This is a genomic window from Nocardiopsis changdeensis (genome assembly GCF_018316655.1).
In the GTDB taxonomy this organism is placed as follows: Bacteria; Actinomycetota; Actinomycetes; order Streptosporangiales; family Streptosporangiaceae; genus Nocardiopsis; species Nocardiopsis changdeensis.
In genome coordinates this window covers 2812757-2832811 of sequence record NZ_CP074133.1, presented here as the reverse complement: position 1 = coordinate 2832811, position 20055 = coordinate 2812757, and the positions used below count along the sequence as shown (strand labels likewise).

Here is a 20055-nt window from a genome sequence, read left to right as displayed (position 1 = left end):
GGTCCACCCCGTGTCCGTTCGACCGGACGCCCGGAGCGACCGCCTCCGCCGACGGATTCGCATCGGTGACGAGGGTTGTCAATCCGGAACTCCCATCCTACTGTCTTCTGTATACAGAATCCTGTGATCTGTCTTACACGATTGAGGTGATCCGGGCGTGGACCTGCGACTTCTGGACGAGGCGGCCACCGAAGCCGAACGCGACGCCGTCGACTCACTCCTGGGCACGCCCGAATCCGGCTGGGAGGGCGGGACGCGCCGGGACTCCGACCTGCGCTACGCCAGGGGCGGCCACGCCGCCCGCGACCGGCGCGACCTGCTCCTGCCCGCCCTGCACGCGGTCAACGACCGGGTGGGCTGGATCAGCCGGGGCGCGCTCAACCACATCTGCCGCAGACTCACCGTCCCCCCGGCCGAGGCCTACGCCGTCGCCTCCTTCTACGCGATGTTCGCCCTGCACGAGCGCCCCCGGCGGGTCGTGCACCTGTGCACCGACATCGCCTGCGCGGCGGCGGGCTCGGGCGCGCTGCGCGACCGGCTGGCCGAGCGCCTGGGCCCTCCCGGAGCCGGTTCGGAGGCCGCCGGCCCCGACGCTCCCCCCGTCACCTGGCACGAGAGCCCGTGCCTGGGCATGTGCGAGCGCGCCCCCGCGGCGCTCTCCCTCCAGGCCGGGGCGCCGGCCCGGTACGCGGTCGCGGCCCCGGCCACCCCCGACGGGCTCGACGCGCTCACTGAGGGCGCGCCCCGCGGGGAGGAGCCGACCAACGGCCACCGCCCCCACGGCCCCGGGACCGCCCACCCCACCACCTTCCACCCCGAGCCCCTGCCCGGGGCCTCCCCCGAGCCCCGCCCCGAGGACGCCGTCCCCGACGCGGGCTCCCCCGACCACGTCCTCCTGCGCCGGATCGGCCGCGTGGACCCGCTCAGCCTCGACGACTACCGCTCCGCGGGCGGGTACGCCGCACTGCGCGAGGCCCTGCGGCTCGGCCCCGCCGGGGTGATCCGGGAGGTCACCGACTCCGGCCTGGTCGGCCGGGGCGGGGCGGCCTTCCCCACCGGGCGCAAGTGGAACGCCACCGCCCAGCAGCCGGACACCCCGCACTACCTGGTGTGCAACGCCGACGAGAGCGAGCCGGGGACCTTCAAGGACCGCGTCCTCATGGAGGGCGACCCCTTCTCCGTGGTCGAGGCCATGACCATCGCCGGGTACGCGATCGGGGCGCGCACCGGCTACCTCTACATCCGGGGCGAGTACCCCCGGGCCCTCCTGCACCTGGAGAACGCCCTATCGCTGGCCCGGGAGCGCGGGCTGCTCGGCACCGACATCATGGGGTCGGGCTTCTCCTTCGACATCGAGATCCGGCGCGGCGCGGGCGCCTACATCTGCGGCGAGGAGACCGCGATCTTCGGCTCCATCGAGGGCCAGCGCGGCGAGCCCCGCACCAAACCGCCGTTCCCGGTGGAGAAGGGCCTGTTCGGCAAGCCGACCACCGTGAACAACGTGGAGACCCTGGTCAACGTCCTGCCCGTGCTGCTGATGGGCGGACCGGCGTACGCGGCCGTGGGCACCTCCGGGTCCACCGGCCCCAAGCTGTTCTGCCTGTCGGGCGGGGTGCGCCGCCCCGGCCTGTACGAGCTGCCCTTCGGGGCGACCCTGGGCGACCTGATCGAGGCCGCGGGCGGGCCGCCCGAGGGGCGCTCGATCAGGGCCGTGCTCCTGGGCGGGGCCGCCGGCACCTTCGTCCGGGCCGACGAACTGGACATCCCGCTGACCTTCGAGGGGGCGCGCGCCGCCGGGGCGTCCCTGGGCTCGGGCGTGGTGCTGGTCCTGGACGACACCGCCGACCTGCCCGCGATCCTGGCACGCGTGGCCGCCTTCTTCCGCGACGAGTCCTGCGGCCAGTGCGTCCCCTGCCGGGTCGGCACGGTGCGGCAGGAGGAGTCCCTGCTGCGGCTGCGCTCGGGGGCCTCCCCCGCCCAGGAGATCCCGCTGCTGCGCGAGGTCGGGAGGGCGATGCGGGACGCGTCGATCTGCGGCCTGGGCCAGACCGCCTGGAACGCCGTGGAATCCGCGATCGACCGGCTGGGCCTGTACTCCGAGGACGGCCCCGCGACCGAGAACCCCGCCCCCGGCGGCACAGCAACCCCAGCCCCGGGCGACCGGGCTGCGACCGAGGAGGCCCGATGACCGTCCCCGTACTCCTGCCCGCCCCCAAGAGGCTGATCGACGCGACCATCGACGGCGAGGCCGTCCGCGTGCCGGAGGGCACCACCGTGCTCGAGGCCTGCGCCGCGGCCGGGACCGAGGTGCCCACGCTCTGCTACGGCGACACGCTCACACCGCGCAACGCCTGCCGGGTGTGCGTGGTGGAGGTGGAGGACGCCCGCACCCTCGCCCCGGCCTGCTCCCGCAGGCTGGAGGCCGGGATGAGCGTGTCCACCGACTCCGAGCGGGTGCGGCACAGCCGCAAGCTGGTCCTGGAGCTGCTGGGCTCGTCGGTGGACCTGTCTACCACGCCCGAGGTCGCCGAATGGATGGAGCGCTACGAGGCGGACCCGGGCCGGTTCGGCCCCCGGGCCGAACCGGCCGCGCTCGGGGTCCGCGACGCCCGGCACGCGGGCGAGCACCGGCCCGGCGACGGCTCGGTGGCCGAGACCGTGGAGCAGCCCGCCAAGGTGGACAACGACCTCTACGTGCGCGACTACTCGAAGTGCATCATGTGCTACAAGTGCGTGGACGCCTGCGGCGACCAGTGGCAGAACACGTTCGCGATCGGGGTGGCCGGGCGCGGGTTCGACGCCCGCATCTCCACCGAGCACGACGTGGAGCTGCCCGATTCGGCCTGCGTGTACTGCGGGAACTGCATCGAGGTCTGTCCGACCGGGGCGCTGTCGTTCACCACGGAGTTCGAGATGCGCAAGGCCGGCACCTGGGACGAGGAGCGCCAGACCGAGACGACCACGGTGTGCACCTACTGCGGGGTCGGGTGCAACGTGACCCTGCACGTGCAGGACAACCGGATCGTCAAGGTGTCGTCCCCGCACGACAACCCGGTGACGCACGGCAACCTGTGCATCAAGGGCAGGTTCGGCTTCCAGCACGTGCAGCGGCGCGGCGACGGCTGACCCGCGGGCGGAGGCCGACCCTCGGAGCAGTGGTCCGGCCTCCGCACCGATTTGACGCTTCGTCCCCTCGACATCGAATGTCGGGAGGAGTAGACCAGTAGACGGCTCGGACGCCGGAAGGCGGTGGTGGGGCATGGGACGGGTGACCGCCCGTGAGAAGGTCCTCCGGATCAGGGAGGGTGTCGGAAGCGAACGCGTGGACACCCTGGTCGTGGAGGAGCCGCTGGAGATCAGGCTGGACGGCTCCCCGCTGAGCGTCACCATGCGCACCCCCGGGAACGACTTCGACCTCGCCGCCGGGTTCCTGGTGGGCGAGGGGGTGGTGTCCGAGGGCCCGCAGGTCACCGCCATCCGCTACTGCGCCGGGGCCACCGAGGACGGGTCCAACACCTACAACGTGCTGGACGTGTCCCTGGCCCCCGGGGTGCCGCTCCCCGACACCTCGCTGGAGCGCAACTTCTACACCACGTCCTCGTGCGGGCTGTGCGGCAAGGCCGGCCTGGACGCCGTGCGCACCAAGGCGCGGTGGTCGGTGGCCGACGACGGCCTGCGGGTCGGCGTCTCCACCCTCACCGGGCTCCCGGACCGCCTGCGCGAGGCCCAGCGGGTGTTCGACCGCACCGGCGGGCTGCACGCGGCCGGGCTGTTCACCGCCGAGGGCGAGCTGCTGGCCCTGCGCGAGGACGTGGGGCGGCACAATGCGGTGGACAAGCTGGTCGGCTGGGCGCTGCGCTCCGGGCGGCTCCCGCTGCGCGGAACCGTGCTCATGGTGTCCGGGCGCGCCTCCTTCGAGCTGGTCCAGAAGGCGTGGATGGCGGGCATCCCCATGATGGCCGCCGTCTCGGCCCCCTCGTCCCTCGCCGTCGAACTGGCCGCGGAGGCGGGCATGACGCTCGTCGGCTTCCTGCGCGGCAGTTCCATGAACGTCTACAGCGGAAGGGACCGCGTTCTCCTGGAGAGGGCGCTCACCGCGCCCTCGGCGGCCCCAGGGGCTGCGCACCCTCCGCACCGGTAGGCGCGGCCCTGGCCGGTGCGTTCCAGCCCCCCGTACCGCCCAGGGCCGATACCGGACCTCCGCGAGGCCGCTCGAACGCTCGAGCGGCCTCGCGGCACGTCAGGGCCCGGGGCGCGTCCCCGGGCCCCCGCCCCTCCGCCCGTTCCGGTCCGGTGCCCGCCCCGGCCGGCGCGGGCGCCGGACCGGGACGGGCGGAGGCCGGAGTCCCTAGTGGACGGCGCCCTCCCATCCCCGGGGACGGAGCGTGTAGTGCGGGAAGTTGCCGGGCGGCCGCTCGTCTGCGGGCCCCCGGGTGACCGCGTGCACGAGGAGCCCGCCCCCGACGAAGGCCCCCCGCCAGGAGTCGCCCAGGCCGCCGAACAGCTCGTCGCGGTCGCCGCGCGAGCGGGGGCGGTTGACGCCGACCTTGAAGGCCCGCACACCGGCCGCCAGGCGTGCGGCCGTGTCGGTGTCGTCGCAGGAGAGCGTGGCGACCAGGGCGCCGTTGCTGGCGTTCATCGCCGCCATGAGCTCGGCCTCGGTGTCGACCAGCACGACCGAGTCGACCGGCCCGAAGGGCTCGGCGTGGAAGAGCGGGGAGGACCTCGGCGGCTCCAGCAGGGCCACGGGCGCCATGTAGGCGTCGGTGTTCTGGCCGGGGAGCAGCAGGGCGTCGGACAGGGACCCGCGGTACAGGGGCACCGCCCCGCCCGCGACGGCCTCCGCCACCCGGTCGTTGAGCTCCTTGGCCTTGGCCGCGTTGATCAGCGGCCCGAAGTCGAGTTCGGGCAGGTCGTCCCCGGGGTCGGCGACCGCGAGCGGGTGGCCGAACCGCACCCCCGCCGCCGCGGCCAGGTACGCCTGGAGAAAGTCGGCGAAGCGGGTCCTCTGCACCACGAACCGGGGGTAGGCCGTGCAGCGCTGCTTGGCGTAGTCGAAGGTCTTGCGGATCTGGCCGGAGAGGGTGTCCCAGTCGTCGTACTCCCAGACCCCCCAGCAGTTCAGCCCCTCCTGTTCCAGGATGTGGGGCCGGTCCAGGTCCGCCAGGTCGGCGGCGACCCGGCCGCCGGTGTCGCGGCCGCCGACGAAGGACACGCAGCCGATCTCCGGGCTGCGGACCAGTGCCGGGGAGAGGTCTCTGCCGCCCCCGCCGACCAGGGTGAACGGGAGGCCCTCCGCCACCGCCAGGGCGACGGCGAGGGTGAGGCACACGAGCCCGCCGTCGGTCGGCGTCTTGGCGATCACCCCGTTGCCCGCGAGGGCCTGCACGCACATGGCGTGCGCCAGGACGCTCATGGGGTAGTTCCAGCTGGCGATGTTGCTGACGGGCCCCTCCAGCGGCCGCCTCCCGTCCAGCATCCCGTCGATCTCGTCCAGGTACCACTCCACACCGGAGATGGCGCGGTCGACGTCCTGGCGGGCCAGCCGCCAGGGCTTGCCGATCTCCCAGACCAGCGCCAGGGCCAGGGTGTCCCGGTGCTCGCTCCAGGACCGGACCGCGGCGCGGACGCGGGAGCGCCGTTCCTCGAGAGGGACGCGGGTCCAGGCGCGGTGCTCGATCGCGGCCGCCGCCACGGCCCGGGCGGCGGTGGAGGTGTCGAGCATGGGCGGCCCGGCGATCTCGGTGCCGTCCACCGGGGAGTAGGAGGTGCGCGGCCGCCCGTCGGCGCGCCAGCGGCCGCCCCAGCGGTTGTGCACCCGGTCGGGCCCGAAGGCCTCCGGGGCGATCTCGCGGCAGCGGGCGTACAGGGCCGCCCACTCCGTACCGGGTTTCAGGGTCGTCGCCGTCATGCGGTCGCGGGCGCCTCCGCCGCAGCGGAGCCGTCCCCCTCCTCTCGGTCTTCGGCGGCCGCCAGAGTGGCCCGGACGAGCCCTGCGGTTTCGCTGGGGGTTTTGCCGACCTTGACGCCGGCGGCCTCCAACGCCTCCTTCTTCGCGGCCGCGGTCCCCGAGGAACCGGACACGATCGCGCCCGCGTGCCCCATGGTCTTGCCCTCGGGCGCGGTGAACCCCGCCACGTACCCGACCACCGGCTTGGACACGTTCTCCCGGATGAACGCCGCCGCCCGCTCCTCGGCGTCCCCGCCGATCTCACCGATCATCACGATCACGTCGGTGTCCGGGTCGGCCTCGAACGCCGCCAGCGCGTCGATGTGCGTGGTCCCGATGATCGGGTCCCCGCCGATACCCACCGCTGAGGAGAAACCGATGTCGGCCAGCTCGTACATCATCTGGTAGGTCAGCGTCCCGGACTTGGACACCAGCCCGATCCGGCCCGGCTTGGTGATGGTCGCCGGGATGATGCCCGCGTTCGACTGGCCCGGGGTGATCAGACCCGGGCAGTTGGGGCCGATGATGCGGGTCTTGTTGCCCTTGGACTGGGCGTAGGACCAGAACTCGGCGGTGTCGTGCACCGGCACGCCCTCGGTGATCACCACCGCCAGGCCGATCCCGGCGTCGATCGCCTCGATCACGGCGTCCTTGGTGAACTTGGGCGGCACGAAGATCACGGTGACGTCCGCACCCGTCTTCTCCATCGCGTCGGCGACGGTGCCGAACACCGGCACCTCGGTGCCGTCGAAGTCCACCGACTGCCCGGCCTTGCGCGGGTTGACCCCGCCCACGATGTTGGTGCCCGAGGCGAGCATCCGGCGGGTGTGCTTGGTGCCCTCCGACCCGGTCATGCCCTGGACGAGGACCTTGCTGTCCTTGGTGAGGAAGATGGCCATGGTGTGTTGCTCCCTGCTACTTCGCCGCGAGTTCGGCGGCCTGCGCGGCGGCGCCGTCCATGGTGTCGACCTGGCGCACGGCCGGGTGGGCGCGGTCGGTGAGGATCTGCCTAGCCCAGCTCGGCGTTGTTGCCGTCCAGCCGCACGACCAGCGGCTTGGACACGTCCTCGCCCCGGCCCTCCAGCAGCTCCAGGGCCTGCACGATGCCGTTCGCGACCGCGTCGCACGCGGTGATGCCGCCGAAGACGTTCACGAACACGCTCTTGACCGAGGGGTCGCCCAGGATGATCTCCAGGCCGTTGGCCATCACCTCGGCCGACGCGCCGCCGCCGATGTCGAGGAAGTTCGCGGGCTTGACCCCGCCGAACGCCTCGCCGGCGTAGGCGACCACGTCCAGGGTGGACATGACCAGGCCCGCACCGTTGCCGATGATGCCGACCTCACCGTCCAACTTGACGTAGTTGAGTCCCCGCTCGGCCGCACGGGCCTCGCGTTCGTCGGTGCCGTGCGGGTCCGCGAAGCCGCTGCGCTCCGGGTGCCGGAACAGGGCGTTGTCGTCCAGAGTGACCTTGCCGTCCAGGGCGATGACACGGCCGTCCCCGGTCAGCACGAGCGGGTTGACCTCGACGAGCGTGGCGTCCTCGCCGGAGGCGACGTCCCACAGGCGCGCGATCACCGCGGCGACGGCGCCGCGGGCGCGGTCGGGTATCCCGGCGGCCCGGCAGATGTCCAGGGCGTCCGAGGTCGTCACCCCCGTGGGGTCCACCGGGGTGCGCACCACCGCACCGGGGTCGGTCTCGGCGACCTCCTCGATCTCCATGCCGCCCCGGGCGGAGCAGATCGAGAGGAACCTGCGCTCGGCCCGGTCCAGCAGGAAGGAGAAGTAGTACTCCTCCGCGATGTCGGAGGCCTCTTCGACCAGGACGCGGCGGACCGTGTGGCCCTTGATGTCCATGCCGAGGATCTGCTCGGCCTTGGCCTGGGCGTCCTCGGGGCCCTCGGCGACCTTGACGCCGCCGGCCTTACCGCGGCCACCGGTCTTGACCTGGGCCTTGACCACGACCTTCCGACCCAGGCGGCCGGCCGCCGCGGCGGCCTGCTCCGGGGTGTCGGCGATCTCGCCGCGGACCAGCGCGACACCGTACTCGCCGAAGATCTGTTTGGCCTCGTACTCGTAGAGATCCAACACTCCTCCTCTGTACGCTTCTCGCCCCCTCTCACAGGGATACCTCATACTGTATGCAGTATTCAATAGGCATCCGCCCGAAGTCTCCTCTTCACAAGCCACACCTCATTTTGCATACTGCATACAAGGAGGTGCCGCCATGTTCCCCCGCCACCTGCCGGAGCCACCGGCCCGTCGCCCCCCGCCGACACCGGCCCCCGTCGCCGCACCCGCCGCGGACGCCTCGGACGTCCGCGACTGGCTGGGCAGGCGGTACACGGTGGGCCCCTCCGCCCGGGAGCTGACCGGCCTGTCCCGGCCCGCCCTGCTCCTGCGCATCCTGCTCGCCGCGGCGGCCGTGGGCGTGCTCCAGTTCGGCTACGGGGCCGCGGTGCCCGTGCTGATCGCGGCGCACGGCTGGTCCCCCGCCCAGGCCCTGGTCCCGTTCCTCGTCTGGGCGCTGGTCCAGGGCTCCTTCGCGCCCGTCCCGCGGCTGCTCGGGGCACGCGGCCCGGCCGGCCCGGGTGCGGCGATCCTCCTGGGCACGGCGCTGTGCGCCGCGGCCCTGTACACGGTCGGCCACGCCTCGGACCCCCTGGCCGCCGCCGCGGGCTACGGCCTGCTCGGCGGCGCGGGCGCGGGGCTGGTCTACCACTCCTGCGCGGACCTGGTGGAGGGCTGGTTCCCGGACCGGCACACCGTACGCCTGGGCGCCGTGGGCGGGGCCTTCGCCCTGGGCCCGGTCCCGCTGCTGCCCGCGCTGGTCCTGGGTCTGTCCCCCGAGTCCCTGGCCGCGGCCTCCACCGCCCTGGCCCTGGGCGTGCTCGCCCTCGGCGCCGCGGGCGGGATCGGGCAGCGCGGCGCCCCGGCGCACTGGTGGCCCCCGGAGCGCGACCCGCGCGCGGCCGCGCTGCGGCGGAGCGCCGATCCCCCGGCCGCACGCGACTTCAGCGCGGGCCAGGCCTGGGCGAGCGGGCGCTCGCTGCCCGCCCTGCACACGATCGTGGCGCTGTCCGGGGCCGTGGGGCTGTTCACCCTCGTGGCGCTGCCCGCGCTCGCGCTGGGCCTGGGCCGCGACCCCACGGAGGTCGCAACGGTGATCACGGCGTTCGCCCTGGCCAGCGGGCTCGGCCGGCTGGCCGCGAGCGTCGTCGCCGAGCGCGCCGGACGGCGCCGGACCCTCGCGGTGCTCCTGGCCGCGACCGCGCTCGGCCAGGCCGGGCTGGCCGCGGCGATCCAGGACGGCCCGCTCCCGCTGCTGGTCTGCCTGGGGCTCGTGGTGGGCGTGGGAACCGGGTCCTGCTACCCGCTCACCAGGGCGATCACCGAGGGGCACTTCGGCGCCGGGCGCCACGGCGGCCCGGGACACCCGGCGGACCTCCCCGGTCTCGTCCACGGCTCCAAGGCGGTCGGCGGCCTGCTCGGGGTGGGCGGGGCGATCGCGCTCCTGTCCCTGGTCCCGGCGGGCTCCCACGCCGCCTACCTCGCGGTCTCCGCCCTGCTCCCGGCCTCGGCCGCGGTCCTGGCGGCCCGGCTGCGCAGGCCGCTGCCGATCCGGACGCTTCCCCACGGGGTCTGGACAGCGGGCCGCCGGAGTGCTCCAATGTGATGCACACGGTATACAGTATCCGAACTTCAGACTCCCCCGCATCCAACGGCGAAGCACACCAGTCCTCTCCCGCACGAAAGGGGTCGTCGCACCGATGGCCGACGGCAAGGTATCCACCGAAACCAACAGCGAAAACACCACGATCTCCGGTGGCCACCTGGTGGCCAAGGCGCTCAAGGCCGAGGGCGTCGACGTGATCTTCACGCTCTGCGGCGGCCACATCATCGACATCTACGACGGCTGCGCCGACGAGGGCATCGACGTGATCGACGTCCGGCACGAGCAGGTCGCCGCGCACGCCGCCGACGGCTACGCCCGGATCACCGGCAGGCCCGGCTGCGCAGTCGTGACGGCGGGCCCGGGCACCACGGACGCGGTCACCGGCATCGCCAACGCCTATCGGGCCGAGAGCCCCATGCTGGTCATCGGCGGGCAGGGAGCCCTCAGCCAGCACAAGATGGGGTCCCTCCAGGACCTGCCGCACGTGGACATGATCAACCCGATCTCCAAGTTCGCGGCCACCGTCCCGCACACCGAGCGGGTCGCCGACATGGTCTCCATGGCCTTCCGCGAGGCCAACAACGGCGCCCCCGGGCCGGCCTTCCTGGAGATCCCCCGCGACGTCCTGGACGCCAGGGTCCCGGTGGAGCGGGCCCGCATCCCGGCCGCCGGACACTACCGGGCGTCCACGCGCCAGGCCGGCGACCCCGCCGCCATCGAGCGCCTCGCCGAGCTGATCGTGCGCTCGGAACGGCCCAGCATCCTGCTCGGCAACCAGGTGTGGACCACCCGGGCCACCGACTCCGCCGTCGAGCTGGTCCGCGCGCTCAACATCCCCGCCTACATGAACGGCGCCGGGCGCGGCACCCTCCCGCCCGGGGACCCGCACCACTTCCAGCTCTCCCGGCGCTACGCCTTCACCAACTCCGACCTCATCATCATCGTCGGCACCCCGTTCGACTTCCGGATGGGCTACGGCAAGCGTCTGTCCCCCGACGCCACCGTCGTGCAGATCGACCTCAGCTACGCCACCGTCGGCAAGAACCGCGACATCGACCTCGGCATCGTGGGCGACGCCGACGTCGTCCTCTCCTCGGTGCTCCAGGCGGTCTCCGGGTACGGCGACACCGGGGCCCAGGCCCGCAAGGGCTGGCTGGAGGAGCTGCGCACCCAGGAGCAGGCCGCGCTCGACAAGCGCGCGCACCTGCTGACCTCGGACTCCACCCCGATCCACCCCTACCGCCTGGTCAACGAGATCAACAAGTTCCTCACCGAGGACTCCGTCTACGTCGGCGACGGCGGCGACATCGTCACCTTCTCCGGACAGGTGGTCCAGCCCAAGTCCCCCGGCCACTGGATGGACCCGGGCCCGCTCGGCACGCTCGGCGTCGGCATCCCGTTCGTGATGGCGGCCAAGTACGCACGGCCGGACAAGGAGGTGGTGGCGCTGTTCGGCGACGGCGCCTTCAGCCTCACCGGCTGGGACTTCGAGACCCTGGTCCGCTTCGACCTGCCCTTCGTGGGGATCGTCGGCAACAACTCCTCGATGAACCAGATCCGCTACGGGCAGATCGCCAAGTACGGCGCCGACCGGGGCGAGCTCGGCAACACGCTGGGCGACGTGCGCTACTCCGAGTTCGCGAAGATGCTCGGCGGGTACGGCGAGGAGGTCACCGACCCGGCCGAGATCGGCCCGGCCCTGCTGCGCGCCCGCGAGTCCGGCAAGCCCTCCCTGATCAACGTCTGGATCGACCCCGAGGTGTACGCCCCGGGGACCATGAACCAGACGATGTACAAGTAGCCCGGAAGGAGAGTCATGGGCAAGGCACTCGACGGGGTCCGCGTCCTGGACATGACCCATGTCCAGTCGGGGCCGTCCGCGACCCAGATCCTCGCGTGGATGGGCGCCGACGTCGTCAAGCTGGAGGCGCCCTCGGGCGACATCACCCGGCGCCAGCTCCGGGACAAGCCCGGCGTGGACAGCCTGTACTTCACGATGCTCAACTCCAACAAGCGGAGCATCACCCTGAACACCAAGAGCGCCGAGGGCAAGCGGATCTTCCTGGACCTGGTGCGCCGCAGCGACGTCCTGGTGGAGAACTTCGCGCCCGGCGCCCTGGACCGGATGGGGTTCACCTGGGAGGTGCTCGCCGAGACCAACCCGAGGCTCGTCTACGCCTCGATCAAGGGCTTCGGCCCGGGCGCGTACGCCGACTTCAAGGCCTACGAGGTGATCGCCCAGGCCATGGGCGGCTCCATGAGCACCACCGGGTTCGAGGACGGGCCGCCGCTGGCCACAGGGGCGCAGATCGGTGACTCGGGCACCGGGATGCATACAGTAGCCGGTATCCTCGCCGCCCTGTACCAGCGGGTGCACACGGGCCGGGGCCAGCGCGTCCAGGTCGCCATGCAGGACGCGGTGCTCAACCTGTGCCGGGTCAAGCTGCGCGACCAGCAGCGGCTCGCCCACGGTCCGCTCTCGGAGTACCCCAACGACGACTTCGCCGACGAGGTCCCGCGCTCGGGCAACGCGTCCGGCGGCGGACAGCCCGGCTGGGCCGTGCGCACCGCGCCCGGCGGCCCCAACGACTACGTGTACGTGATCATCCAGCCCGCGGGCTGGGAGCCCATCACCCGGCTGATCGGCCGGCCCGAGCTGGCCCAGGACCCCGAGTGGGCCACCCCCGAGGCCCGGCTCGACAAGCTCGACAAGGCCTTCGCCCTGATCGAGGAGTGGTCCCGGGAGCTGCCCAAGTGGGACGTGCTCGCCGCGCTCAACGCGCACAACATCCCCTGCGGGCCGATCATGTCCACCCGGGAGATCATCGAGGACCCCACCCTGCGCGAGAACGGCGTGATCACCGAGGTCGCCCACCCCGAGCGCGGCACCTACCACACCGTGTCCTCGCCCATCCGCCTCTCCGACTCCCCGGTGGAGGTCGACCGGTCCCCCCTGCTCGGCGAGCACAACGCCGACATCTACCGCGACGAGCTGGGCCTGACCGACGAGGAACTGGCAGAGCTCTCATCGAACGGAGTGATCTGAGCGCATGGCCGTCTACACCCCCGAGCGTTCCGACCGGGATCCCGCCCCGGTCCGCGAGGTCCTCGACAGGGCCCGCGCCGAGGGCCGGTCCGCCCTCACCGCCCCCGAGAGCCGCGTCCTCGCGGAGGCCTACGGCATCCCCGTCCCCGGCGAGGCCCTGGCCCGCACCGCCGAGGAGGCCGCCGCCCTGGCCACCGGGCTCGGCCTGCCCGTGGCCGCCAAGATCGTCTCCCCCGACATCCTGCACAAGACCGACGCGGGCGGGGTGGAGATCGGGCTGAACAGCGCGGAGGAGGTCGCCGCGGCCTTCGAGCGCATCACCGCCAACGCCCGCGCCCACGACCCCGACGCGCGCATCGACGGCGTGCAGGTCCAGCAGATGGTCCAGGGCGGCCTGGAGGTCCTGGTCGGCGCCACCACCGACCCCACGTTCGGCAAGGTCGTGGTGTTCGGGCTGGGCGGCGTGCTGGTGGAGGTCCTCAAGGACGTCTCCTTCCGCCTGGCCCCGGTCAGCCGCGAGGAGGCGCTGGCCCAGGTCGCCGACATCAGGGCCGCCGAGGTCCTGGACGGGGTCCGGGGCGCCGAGGCGGTGGACCGGGGCGCCCTGGCCGACCTGCTGGTGCGCCTGTCCGAGCTGGTCACGGACTTCCCCGAGATCGCGGAGGCCGACCTCAACCCCGTGTTCGCCTCGGCCTCCGGGGCCATCGCCGCCGACCTGCGGTTCGTCCTGGACTTCGCGCCCGCCGAGGGGCCCCGCAAGTTCGGGCGGGAGGAGATCCTGGCGTCCATGGAGCGCATCTTCAAGCCGCGCTCCATCGCCGTCATCGGCGCCTCCAACGAGGCGGGCAAGATCGGCAACTCCGTCATCCGCAATATCGTGGACGGCGGCTACGAGGGCGCCATCCACCCGGTCAACCCGAAGTCGGCCGAGGTCAACGGCCTCCCCTCCTACAAGTCCATCGCCGACGTGCCCGGCGAGGTGGACGTGGCGGTCTTCGCCATCCCGGCCAGGTTCGTGGCCGGGGCCCTGGAGGAGGCCGGGCGCAAGGGGGTGGCGGGCGCCATCCTCATCCCGTCCGGTTTCGCCGAGACCGGCGAGCAGGAGCTCCAGGACGAGGTGCTCGCCGTGGCCCGGCGGCACGGGGTCCGCATCCTCGGGCCCAACATCTACGGGTACTACTACACGCCGCAGAAGCTGTCCGCGACCTTCTGCACGCCGTACGACGTGGCCGGCGGGACCGCCCTGACCTCGCAGTCCGGCGGGATCGGCATGGCGATCCTGGGGTACAGCCGCAGCACGCGCACGGGCGTGTCGGCGATCGTGGGCGTCGGCAACAAGGCCGACATCGACGAGGACGACCTGCTCACCTTCTTCGGCCAGGACGAGCACACCAACGCGGTCGCCATGCACCTGGAGGACCTCAAGGACGGCCGGGCGTTCGTCGCAGCCGCCCGCGAGGTGGTCCCGAAGAAGCCCGTGGTCGTGCTCAAGGCCGGCCGGACCTCCGCGGGGGCCCGCGCCGCCGGGTCGCACACCGGCGCGCTCGCCGGGGACGACAAGGTCTACGACGACATCCTCCGCCAGGCGGGCGTGGTCCGCGCCCCCGGGCTGACCGAACTCCTGGAGTACGGCCGCGCCCTGCCGGTCATGCCCGCCCCCCGCGGCGAGAACATCGTGATCATCACCGGCGCGGGCGGCTCGGGCGTGCTGCTGTCGGACGCGGTGGTGGACAACGGGATGTCGCTGTACGAGATCCCGCCGGACCTGGACGAGGCCTTCCGCGCCTTCATCCCGCCGTTCGGGGCGGCCGGGAACCCGGTGGACATCACCGGCGGCGAGCCGCCCTCCACCTACGAGAAGACGATCCGCCTGGGGCTGGAGGACCCCCGCGTGCACTCGCTGGTCCTCGGCTACTGGCACACCATCGTCACGCCGCCGCTGGTCTTCGCCGACGTCGTGATCGACGTGGTGGGCAAGGCCCGCGCGGCCGGGATCGACAAGCCGGTGGTGGCCTCCCTCTCGGGTGACACCGAGGTCGAGGCGGCGAGCCGGAAGCTGTTCGAGCACGGGATCGTCGCCTACCCCTACACGACCGAGATGCCGGTGAAGGTGCTGGGCGCGAAGTATCGCTGGGCCCGCGCCGCCGGACTACTCTGACCGGGTGCCCGGTCGGAGCCGACCGCTCCGGCCGGGCCGCCACGACACGCGACAGCCACCGAACCGCAACACGCGCCATACCCGCCCGGCGGCCCTGGAGCCGCCGCCGCAAGGCCGCCGGGCCCGGTCACCGCCACGACAGCCACGTCCGGCCACGGTGATCCGACCGCGTACCCGACACGACAGGGAGGTGCAGCACCACCCGGGGGCGACATGCGAACCACCGACTCGCATTCGCGCACACACGGAGTATCGCCTTGGATTCCTCACCCCCCACCCCCCGTCCCTCGGAACCCCCGGCCTCGCCCGAGACCCGGGGAGCCCACATCCCGGCGCAGCGCCGGGCCCACCCCTCCGAGTCCGGTCCCCCCGCCGAACCGGTGACCGCCGACTCCGCCACGACCGGAACCCCCGCCGAACCGCCGGCCGACGACGCCGCGCCCCCGCAGGAGGAGCGGTACTGGAAGGCGGGCCGGCTGGAGCCGATGCCCATCCGGAGCCTGCCCAAGGCTCCCCCCTCCATCCACATCCTCGGACCGACCGTGTTCCTCGTCGCCCTGGGCGTGGGCATGGGCGAGTCCTACATGTGGCCGCGCCTGGTGCTGATCTTCGGCCCGGAGATCCGCTGGCTGTTCCTGATCGGCCTCTCCCTCCAGGCCGTGGTCATGCTGGAGATGTCCCGGTACGCGATGGCCACCGGGGAGAGCATCTTCTACGGCGCCGCGCGCGTGTTCAAACCGCTGATGTGGTTCTTCTTCGTGACGGCGATGTTGGTCTACATCTGGCCCGGCCACCTGTCGGCCGGGGCGTCCGCCTTCGAACGGGTGACCGGCATCCCCTGGCAGGCCACCGCGGTGGCCGGCATGATCCTCGTCGGCGTGGTCTTCACCCTCGCCAAGGTCATCTACGACCTGCTGGAGAACGTGCTCTCCATCTGCATCGGCCTGCTGGTGGTCGGCACCTCGGTGGTCGCGTCGATGGTCGGCAACCTGTCGGACCTCAGCTCCACCCTCACCGGGATGTTCTCGTTCGGGTACCTCCCGGACGAGGCGATGACGGCGGCCTGGTTCCCCATCATCGTCGGCGCGATCGCCTTCGCCGGGCCCTCCGGCATGCAGCAGATGTGGTACACCCTGCACCTGCGCGACAAGGGCGCGGGCATGGGCGTGCACATCCCCAAGATCCGGGGGCTGCGGCACGCCGGCGAGCAGGAGGCCATGCCCTCCCACGGCTACATGTTCGACACCTCCGACCCCGCGGAGATGGAGAAGTGGAAGGGGTGGCGCCGCTGGGTCACCTTCGACGCCCTGGTGCTGTTCTGGGGCATCACCATGCTGGTGACGGTCTCCTTCACCGTCCTGGCCCAGTCCGCGGCCCGGTTCGACCCGCAGGTGACGGAGCTGATCCGGGCCGGCGACCGGGACGCGTCGCTGGACGCGATGGCGGGCGCCTTCTCCGCCGCCGGCAGCCCGATCCTCGGAACGGTGTTCTTCCTGTTCATCGCCCTGATCGGCCTCAACGCGACGCTGGGCCTGTTCGACTCCTTCTCGCGCGGCCAGGCCGACATGACCTACAACTTCGTGCCGGGCGCCAAGCGGTTCGGGCTCTCGAAGCTGTACGGCATGTTCCTGTGGGGGCTGATCGCCTTCGGCATCGTCATCCTGCTGTTCGGGCCGGCCGACGGGCCCGCGGCCATCCTGGACGTGCTGGCGTTCCTGTCGGCCTTCGCGATGGGCGCGTACTGCGTGGTGCTGCTGCTGGTCAACAACATCACGCTGCCCAAGCCCATCCGCCCCGGGATCGTCTCCAACGCGATCATCGCGTTCGCGGCCGTGTTCTACCTGGGAGCGCTCTTCTACTCGCTGTTCGCCTTCGGGGTGGTGGTCGACTGATGCCCGCCTCGTCCGCCCTCCGGCTGGGAGGGAGCGCGGCCGCCCACCTGGAGGTCGCGCTCCCGGGAGCGGCCATCGGCGCCGTCGCCGGCCTGTTCGCCACGGGCCTCGGGATGGTGGCGGGGCTGTCCCCGGCCCTGACCGGGACCGTCGGACTGGCCCTGGGCCTGCCGCTGGCCGTCCTCGGCGCCGCCTACAGCGTGCTGCTGGCACGCGGGGTCTTCCCGATCGGCGCGGTGGCCCCGCTGGCCCTGTACTGGCTGCTCGGGTTCCCCGCCGCCCGGCTGTTCGACGCCCACATGGTGGCGTGGGTGACCGGGGGCACCGCGCTGCGCGAGCCGCTGCCGTCGTTCCTCGCGCTGCAGGCGATGCTGAGCTTCGGCTTCACCATCGGCTTCCTGTGGCTGCACGAACGGACCATGCCCCACTGGCTGATGCGGGTGCGCGGCCACAACCCGGTGGCCGAGTCGCTGTTCCAGCGCTACCTGGAGCACGCCGCCCACCTCCACCGCCGGCGCGGTGCGGGCGGGTCGCGCCGGAGGTCCCGCGGGCGCGGGCGCCCGGACTGACCCGCACGCGCCCGCACGGCGCTCATCAGACCGACGGCCCCGGGCCGGGCACCCGCCCGCCGGGGCCGTCGGCCGTCCATCCGCGCACAGGCGGAGGGAGGTCCCGGGTGGCAGGCGGGCGGCGGAGCAGCAGTATCGGAGAAAGCCGACAACGGCTCCCGGCCACCGCCACAGAATAGGCGATGAACTTTTCCGGAAATATCCGAACAGCCCCTCCCGGGCGAATACCGCGAGCACCCGGGGCATGCTTGAAAAAGCATCCGGAATCCGTATCATGTCGCCATGTTCACACAAAGGCTGCAGGCGGCGGCGCTCCTGCTCGGCCCGGCCATATTCTCCCTTTCTCCGTTCTTCTGGAACAATGGCCACTACGGCGCCACCGGCGGCATGCTGATCGCCCTGTCCATGCCACCCTGGGTGTACGGCCTCATCGGAGAGTACGGACGGCTCCGCGAACACCTTCCCCGGATCTCCGGGATCTGGCTTTTCATGCTCCTCGTGGGAATACTCGGAACCGTCTCCTTCGGCCTTCAGGGATTCTTCGAGGAATCACTGGGAACGGTCGGCGACGTATCCCTGGCGAGCTTCTCGGACTATCCTCCCCAGAGCATCCCCCTGCTGTGGCTCCCCGGCCCGGTCTTCCCGCTCTCGCTTTTCATTTTCGGCCTGATGGCCGGCTGGACCCGGATTGCGCCCCGCTGGGTGGCCGCGTTCATCTGTATCGCGGCCGTCGCCTTTCCGGCGGGCAGGGTCCTGCGCCTGGAGTGGGTCGCCTACGCGGCCGACCTGCTCGTGGTGCTCCCGTTCGCCTACCTCGCCTGGCACGCCTGGAACCGGGCGGAGGACGCTCCCGGGAGCGCCCGGGTCTGATCCGGGCGAAAGGTCGCACCCCTCGCCCGGCCACCGCTCCGGGCGCCGGGCGGCCCTCAGCTGCCCGGCGGGGTGAAGCCGGCCCGGAGGGCGATGTCGAAGGCCGCCTCCACGTCGAGGGACTCCGGGGGGTCGTCGTCGTACTCCAGCGAGCGGTTCAGGTCGCCCAGGAGGCCGTCGAGGACCTCGCGGGTGCAGCGCCGCCGGGCCGCCGCCTCGAACAGGGCCTCGACCACCCGCCGGGCCCCTCCCCCGCGTCCGCCTCCACGAGCAGCCCGTCGCCCAGCGGCCGCATCGCCTCCTCCAGGGCCCGCCACTCGGTGAAGTACCGGCCGGCGGTGCTCCCCAGGCCGCCGTCCCGGAACTCGGGAGGGTAGGCGACGCGCTCCCAGGAGGCGCCGTCGAACCAGTGGACGTGGCCGAGCATGTCGTCCATGGAGCGCAGCCGGTCCGCCCGCAGCAACTCCGGTGCGCCGGCGAGCAGGTCCAGCGGGGCTTCGGCCGGCGGGCGCCGCTCATCTCGTGGTCCTCGCCGTAGAGGACCGCGCGCCCCTCGGGGAGCGCTTCGAGCTCCCACCAGTTGCCGCCCCCGTCCTCGCAGCCGACGCGCTCCCGCCCGGACAGCCAGTGGGCGCGGAACCATTCGTCGGTCGCCCCGCCCAGGGCCGCGCGGATGAGGACGCAGAAGGCACCGTGCCGCCACAGCTCTTCCGGAAGCGGCAGGCTCGGGGGATGGGCGAGCCCGGGGGCACCTGGTCGATCGGTCATGCACGGCATTGTGGCACCCCGGTGAACCCGTCCGCGCGGCGTGAGGGCACGCACTGATCAGCGGTCGGGCGATCGCAGGGGCTTCAGACGGCGAGCCGTACATCCCAGACAGGATCCGCGGGCGCCCGTCCGCTTCCGGTCGACGGCGGCCGAGCTCCGTATGCCCGCCTCGTTCCGCGCAATGCGCGGCTCCCGCGACAGGACCCCGGCCGACGCAGGAGCCGCGATGCCTCAGGAACCCGCTGCGAGCCAGTACCGCATCGTGCGGCTGTACGCGGCGACAACGCGGGGGGCCGCCTCGGGCGCGGGCCAGATCTGGAGGAGGTAGGCGTCCACCGGGTTGCACTCCTCCCCGTCCTCGTCGTTTTCGCCCGTGTCGTCGGCCCCCGCGTCCGCGTCGCGGGCGTGGTAGCGCAACCGGTACCACCCCGGCCCGGTGGACGGCTCCGGCAGGGTGTGCGCCCCTTCGCCGGCCCACTCGACCAGGACCGGAGCACCCTGCGGCATGTAGAGGCTGACCTCCACGGCGTCCTCGTACTCGTCCAGGGCCGGGCCGGGGTCGGTTCCGGTGACGTTCACCGATAGGTCCACGTACCCCGTGTGCAGACCGGTCAGCAGGGTCACGTGACCGGACAGGCGGGGCCCCGGACACAACATGCCCGAGGGCCCGCCCAGGGGCACCACGCCGAAGCCCGCTTCACCGTCGACCAGGTCCGCCTGCCCATAGTGGACCCACAGGCGGATGTCGAGAAGGTCGTCCGTCATACGGGGCAACCTAGAAGACCGCTGTGACAAAAGCACCCGGACCCTACGCCCTGCGACACCCGCCCGGGGCCTGGACCGAGGGAAGGCCGTGGCGGGCTCACCGGGTTCCCCGGCCGCCTCCGGCGCCCCCGCCACCGACCCGCATCCCTGGCGCGAGGCCGGTCCCGTCCCGCAGGACCCGCCGCTCCCGTGTCCGGTCGGCCACGGCAGGAAAGGCGAAGGCAGCAGGCACCCCCGTTCGTGGACGCGGTACCGCCGGGTAGGTGCACAGCCTGACCAAAAGCGGCCATATCCAGCTAAATCACGACGCGCACCCGCCCCGGGTTGGGACGATGACGCCTCCTTCATCCACGCTTTTCCATC

14 protein-coding genes and 1 pseudogene are annotated in these 20055 nt (G+C 72.5%); 10 read left to right on the top strand and 5 right to left on the bottom strand.

Features of this window, described 5'->3' with window-relative positions:
• Nucleotides 1–157: 157 nt before the first annotated feature.
• The 3 genes from KGD84_RS12715 to fdhD all read left to right on the top strand — a co-directional run bounded on the left by KGD84_RS12715 (nt 158) and on the right by fdhD (nt 4141).
• A complete protein-coding gene (locus tag KGD84_RS12715) occupies nt 158–2188 on the top strand; it encodes an NAD(P)H-dependent oxidoreductase subunit E (RefSeq protein ID WP_220560517.1) in 2031 nt (676 codons plus the stop codon).
• Nucleotides 2185–3126, top strand: coding sequence for a 2Fe-2S iron-sulfur cluster-binding protein (locus KGD84_RS12710; protein WP_220560515.1), 942 nt, complete (start codon nt 2185–2187; stop codon nt 3124–3126). The genes KGD84_RS12715 and KGD84_RS12710 overlap by 4 nt, the downstream gene beginning before the upstream one ends.
• A gap of 133 nt (nt 3127–3259) precedes the next feature.
• Nucleotides 3260–4141, top strand: coding sequence for a formate dehydrogenase accessory sulfurtransferase FdhD (gene fdhD / locus KGD84_RS12705; RefSeq protein WP_220560514.1), 882 nt, complete (start codon nt 3260–3262; stop codon nt 4139–4141).
• Between the two features lie 207 nt (nt 4142–4348).
• On the opposite strand, the gene KGD84_RS12700 is transcribed toward fdhD, so the two are convergent.
• From KGD84_RS12700 to sucC, 3 genes and pseudogenes are all read right to left on the bottom strand, one after another.
• Nucleotides 4349–5911: an aldehyde dehydrogenase family protein gene (locus KGD84_RS12700; protein ID WP_220560513.1), complete on the bottom strand. Its 1563-nt coding sequence runs from the start codon at nt 5909–5911 to the stop codon at nt 4349–4351.
• Nucleotides 5908–6849 (bottom strand): succinate--CoA ligase subunit alpha, encoded by a 942-nt coding sequence (gene sucD, locus KGD84_RS12695; RefSeq protein ID WP_255646495.1) that lies wholly within the window; start codon nt 6847–6849, stop codon nt 5908–5910. Before sucD ends, KGD84_RS12700 begins: the two co-directional genes overlap by 4 nt.
• Nucleotides 6850–6865: 16 nt before the next feature.
• Nucleotides 6866–8036 (bottom strand): annotated as a pseudogene (sucC, locus tag KGD84_RS12690) (ADP-forming succinate--CoA ligase subunit beta).
• Between the two features lie 139 nt (nt 8037–8175).
• On the opposite strand from sucC, the gene KGD84_RS12685 reads away from it, so the two are divergent.
• From KGD84_RS12685 to KGD84_RS12655, 7 genes are all read left to right on the top strand, one after another.
• Nucleotides 8176–9624, top strand: a complete 1449-nt coding sequence (locus tag KGD84_RS12685; protein WP_220560512.1) for an MFS transporter — start codon at nt 8176–8178, stop codon at nt 9622–9624.
• 94 nt (nt 9625–9718) lie between these two features.
• Nucleotides 9719–11425 carry a thiamine pyrophosphate-binding protein gene (locus KGD84_RS12680; protein WP_220560511.1) on the top strand — a complete coding sequence of 569 codons (1707 nt, stop codon included), beginning with the start codon at nt 9719–9721 and terminating at the stop codon, nt 11423–11425.
• Nucleotides 11426–11440: 15 nt separating this feature from the next.
• Entirely contained in the window at nt 11441–12670 is a 1230-nt protein-coding gene (gene frc / locus KGD84_RS12675; protein ID WP_220560510.1) for a formyl-CoA transferase, read from the top strand.
• Nucleotides 12671–12674: 4 nt separating this feature from the next.
• Complete coding sequence (locus KGD84_RS12670; protein WP_220560509.1) at nt 12675–14828, top strand: acetate--CoA ligase family protein; 2154 nt, start codon at nt 12675–12677, stop codon at nt 14826–14828.
• A 257-nt stretch (nt 14829–15085) separates the two neighbouring features.
• Nucleotides 15086–16720, top strand: a complete 1635-nt coding sequence (locus KGD84_RS12665) for an Nramp family divalent metal transporter (RefSeq protein ID WP_220560508.1) — start codon at nt 15086–15088, stop codon at nt 16718–16720.
• Nucleotides 16720–17289, top strand: coding sequence for a hypothetical protein (locus KGD84_RS12660; RefSeq protein WP_220560507.1), 570 nt, complete (start codon nt 16720–16722; stop codon nt 17287–17289). The genes KGD84_RS12665 and KGD84_RS12660 overlap by 1 nt, the downstream gene beginning before the upstream one ends.
• A gap of 282 nt (nt 17290–17571) precedes the next feature.
• On the top strand, nt 17572–18159 hold the full coding sequence (locus tag KGD84_RS12655) for a hypothetical protein (protein ID WP_220560506.1): 588 nt from the start codon (nt 17572–17574) through the stop codon (nt 18157–18159).
• 56 nt (nt 18160–18215) lie between these two features.
• Here the strand turns inward: KGD84_RS12655 and KGD84_RS12650 are convergent, their stop codons facing one another.
• Nucleotides 18216–18395, bottom strand: a complete 180-nt coding sequence (locus KGD84_RS12650; RefSeq protein WP_220560505.1) for a hypothetical protein — start codon at nt 18393–18395, stop codon at nt 18216–18218.
• 763 nt (nt 18396–19158) lie between these two features.
• Nucleotides 19159–19692, bottom strand: a complete 534-nt coding sequence (locus tag KGD84_RS12645; RefSeq protein ID WP_220560503.1) for a hypothetical protein — start codon at nt 19690–19692, stop codon at nt 19159–19161.
• Between the last annotated feature and the right edge of the window lie 363 nt (nt 19693–20055).

What these genes read in the sequence shown, in the direction of transcription:
- KGD84_RS12700 (WP_220560513.1), bottom strand. Translation starts at nt 5,911, where the DNA reads ATGACGGCGACGACCCTGAAACCCGGTACGGAGTGGGCGGCCCTGTAC.
- KGD84_RS12685 (WP_220560512.1), top strand. Translation starts at nt 8,176, where the DNA reads ATGTTCCCCCGCCACCTGCCGGAGCCACCGGCCCGTCGCCCCCCGCCG.
- KGD84_RS12645 (WP_220560503.1), bottom strand. Translation starts at nt 19,692, where the DNA reads ATGACGGACGACCTTCTCGACATCCGCCTGTGGGTCCACTATGGGCAG.
- KGD84_RS12710 (WP_220560515.1), top strand. Translation starts at nt 2,185, where the DNA reads ATGACCGTCCCCGTACTCCTGCCCGCCCCCAAGAGGCTGATCGACGCG.
- sucD (WP_255646495.1), bottom strand. Translation starts at nt 6,849, where the DNA reads ATGGCCATCTTCCTCACCAAGGACAGCAAGGTCCTCGTCCAGGGCATG.
- fdhD (WP_220560514.1), top strand. Translation starts at nt 3,260, where the DNA reads ATGGGACGGGTGACCGCCCGTGAGAAGGTCCTCCGGATCAGGGAGGGT.
- KGD84_RS12680 (WP_220560511.1), top strand. Translation starts at nt 9,719, where the DNA reads ATGGCCGACGGCAAGGTATCCACCGAAACCAACAGCGAAAACACCACG.
- KGD84_RS12670 (WP_220560509.1), top strand. Translation starts at nt 12,675, where the DNA reads ATGGCCGTCTACACCCCCGAGCGTTCCGACCGGGATCCCGCCCCGGTC.
- KGD84_RS12655 (WP_220560506.1), top strand. Translation starts at nt 17,572, where the DNA reads ATGTTCACACAAAGGCTGCAGGCGGCGGCGCTCCTGCTCGGCCCGGCC.
- KGD84_RS12660 (WP_220560507.1), top strand. Translation starts at nt 16,720, where the DNA reads ATGCCCGCCTCGTCCGCCCTCCGGCTGGGAGGGAGCGCGGCCGCCCAC.
- frc (WP_220560510.1), top strand. Translation starts at nt 11,441, where the DNA reads ATGGGCAAGGCACTCGACGGGGTCCGCGTCCTGGACATGACCCATGTC.